We start from the raw sequence: 2,679 nt of genomic DNA, 5'->3' as shown, positions 1-2,679 counted from the left end.
AATGCAAATTCTGCTTCGGCATCCTTGAATCAAAATGTGCAGCAGCTTCTAGCTCAAATTGCTTCCGAAAATCAGGCAGCCCAACAGCGCGATTCAGACTTGGACACTGCTGAAATCAACGCCGCTCAAAACCGTGGGGCTGCACGTGCTCTGGCCGTTTTTCAGGCAGAACAGAAGGCACAAGCTGAAGTGCTAGCTCAACTGCGGGCAATGAAGCTGGGAGCCGAATCATGAGTTTTTATAAAGTGAAAGTGCAGCGCGAAAGCAACACCCCGCGAGTGTTTAATGTCAGTGCCAAAAAGTCTCAGGACGCTGTTCTAGTAGCAGCCCAAAGCCTGCGAGATGAAGGGATTACAGATGCGAAGGGGATTGAAGTAATAGGTCAAGTTCAAAGTTTGAGGGATTAATGATGACTTTTTCTACTCTGTCTAAATCTGACTGTGATGTTGAAGGGTGCGACGGCTTCGGGTTTCCAGAATGTCAGTTTATGGCTGTGGGGCTCGACTTAGAACGTGCGATCGAGCTTGGCGATAGCTGGCGGCGGGGTGAATTTTTGCCTGATGTCGGTCATCCTGAAGCCGATCGAGTATCTGACAAGCTCAACAAAATGACAAGCCAGCCGATCGCCCTAGACAAGTAATCGGCTGGCCAGCAAACACTCCCCTAGCTTGCGCTGGGGGAATCATCTAAGGAGATTTTACTATGGATTTTGGACGCGACAACAGCAGCGTAGCAATAAGGAACCCAGCAGCGGGACACAGCCCATACATTGACGAGAAGGCGGGGGAGTGGGCTGACACCGAGGCTGACATTCTTTCGTACTTGAGCGATGTTACGAAGCTTGAAGCGATGGCAGATAAAGCAGCCAACGCCGAACAGCTTGCCTTAGTTTTAGAACCCTTCCTTGATAACGCTGAAACCTATCTGGAGGCGCTGGGAAAAATTGCCGACGGACAAGTTACTTGGACGGAAATTAGGAAGAAATTCGGCTCTAAAGTCGGAAATGCCATCGCTAAAATCCGCAAGCTAAATGCGGAATTTGGATCTGAGATGGAGCAACTAGATGCCAAAGACCGTGCAGCGATGCTGAAGATTGAAACCAAGCGTCAGCACGGGTTAGCCGAGATTGCTTCTGAGCTCACAGGCGACTTACAGGCTGAGCTGTGGCGACACGAGAACAAGATGGAAGCTATCGCAAACAGGGGTGAGGTGGCGTCCAAGCGTCAAACCATCCAAGAATCGCTCCGAGAACGCCGACAGAAGCTGCTCAGTCGCGCAACAGTCGGCTCGGATAAAGGGATTCAGGAGAAAGTGCCAGTGACTATTGGATCTGCCAGCAACAACAGCGCCAGCGTGTCGGCAACTGGTTCGCCTAGAGGATTTGGGGGCTGGTTTGCGAATGTAATGAATTTCAACAACCGTTAAAAGTGAGGGGACTATGCACGAAGGTTTTATCGGGGCGAGTCCCCTCTCTTTTGTGGGAGGGGGACAGCACCAGCACCAACAACAGCAGCAATATCAGCAAGTTACTGCACCAACCATTGACCAACCGCAACCAGACGAAACTAACGCCGAACGCCAGTACCGGGACGCTGCCAATCTGTGCGAAGTAGTTGCGCCCACATTACTAGGTTCGGCTGTGGTTTTCACATTCCATGCCATGCAAATCGCAGGCGGGTCAATTGCTGCAATTGGCATCTATCAGATTTACTTGGCAGCCAAGATTACCGGGCAATCAAAGCATCGCTTGCCTACTGCAATTGTTGGTGCTGGGGTGACAGTCGGTATGCTTGTCAGCCTTGCCGAACCGTTATCTGAAGGGCGACAAGTAGGTGATGCAGAGCTACGTCTAGAGACAGGTATAAAAGAAATTCAGACAGTAAAAAAACCTGCTTCCAACGACTTTGACTACTTGCCTTCAATTGCGCTTGTGGTTATCGTTTTCTGCCTAATGTTCAAAGTCAAAGGAGGAAGCAAGTAATGACACCATTAACCGAAAAACACGCTCAATTACTTAAGTCAAACCGCGCACTGCTTCTGACCTTTGAAAGACTCCCTATTGCTGGCAAGTTGTCGGCAGTCGGTTTGGCGCTTGTGATTGGGATATATAGCGGGATAACCGCAATCCAGGGGACGGCAAGCAATAGAGTGCAGCTTTGCATCCGCAATAAACAAGCGTTGCAATGTGCTGACAAGGCAGGCAAACCGTACATAATGACCGAGTACCACGCAGAGAAGTGGAAGGCTAATCCTAATGTGGTTTTCCATAAGGAAATCCCCGCCACAAATCCGCATAAAGCATTGTGGATGGCCCTCGCTGGTAGCAGTTTTTGGGTGGCAGGTGTTGGCTTGAGAAGTCTGCAAAACTCCGAGCGTCAACTCGCAAATTATGAAGCCATCGCAGAGAAACGCGACCTAGCAAAAGGGCAACTGAATGCTCGTACTGAACTGCTGGAAGATTATCGGGCCATGAGGGTTAAAGAAGTCCAGGTCGAGGGTGACTTGGAAGCTGTCGCGAACGATTGCGCTGTGGTTATCAAGCAATGCGAAGTTTTAGGCGAAGCCGATATTAAGATTGCTCAACTGGAGGCTGAGGAAGCCATTTTTGAGGCAGAAACTGCGGGTTTACCAGAGGATAAAAAGCAAGAATATATCGACTTTTTGCGGAATCAAAAAAAT

General features: G+C 49.6%; 4 protein-coding genes and 2 pseudogenes. All 6 read left to right on the top strand.

What is annotated here, in order from left to right; genetic code table 11:
• Positions 1-234 (top strand): annotated as a pseudogene (locus QUB12_RS37005) (hypothetical protein); the annotation flags it as partial.
• Positions 231-407, top strand: a complete 177-nt coding sequence (locus QUB12_RS37000) for a hypothetical protein (protein WP_333311063.1) — start codon at positions 231-233, stop codon at positions 405-407. The pseudogene QUB12_RS37005 and the gene QUB12_RS37000, both read left to right, overlap by 4 nt.
• Positions 407-640, top strand: a complete 234-nt coding sequence (locus QUB12_RS36995) for a hypothetical protein (RefSeq protein ID WP_333311061.1) — start codon at positions 407-409, stop codon at positions 638-640. The genes QUB12_RS37000 and QUB12_RS36995 overlap by 1 nt, the downstream gene beginning before the upstream one ends.
• A gap of 62 nt (positions 641-702) precedes the next feature.
• Positions 703-1,425 carry a hypothetical protein gene (locus QUB12_RS36990; RefSeq protein WP_333311059.1) on the top strand — a complete coding sequence of 241 codons (723 nt, stop codon included), beginning with the start codon at positions 703-705 and terminating at the stop codon, positions 1,423-1,425.
• Between the two features lie 13 nt (positions 1,426-1,438).
• The gene (locus QUB12_RS36985) at positions 1,439-1,981 is read left to right on the top strand and encodes a hypothetical protein (protein WP_333311057.1); all 543 of its coding nucleotides are present in this window, start codon (positions 1,439-1,441) and stop codon (positions 1,979-1,981) included.
• A pseudogene (locus QUB12_RS36980) lies at positions 1,981-2,679 on the top strand (hypothetical protein); the annotation flags it as partial. The gene QUB12_RS36985 and the pseudogene QUB12_RS36980, both read left to right, overlap by 1 nt.

This window comes from Microcoleus sp. B7-D4 (genome assembly GCF_036705125.1).
In the GTDB taxonomy this organism is placed as follows: Bacteria; Cyanobacteriota; Cyanobacteriia; order Cyanobacteriales; family Microcoleaceae; genus Microcoleus.
Note: the sequence above shows the minus strand (reverse complement) of the source record. Positions and strands in the feature narration are given on the sequence as shown.

Bases quoted from the DNA above. Each gene is read 5' to 3' on its own strand.
- QUB12_RS36990 (WP_333311059.1), top strand. From the start codon at position 703: ATGGATTTTGGACGCGACAACAGCAGCGTAGCAATAAGGAACCCAGCA.
- QUB12_RS36985 (WP_333311057.1), top strand. From the start codon at position 1,439: ATGCACGAAGGTTTTATCGGGGCGAGTCCCCTCTCTTTTGTGGGAGGG.
- QUB12_RS36995 (WP_333311061.1), top strand. From the start codon at position 407: ATGATGACTTTTTCTACTCTGTCTAAATCTGACTGTGATGTTGAAGGG.
- QUB12_RS37000 (WP_333311063.1), top strand. From the start codon at position 231: ATGAGTTTTTATAAAGTGAAAGTGCAGCGCGAAAGCAACACCCCGCGA.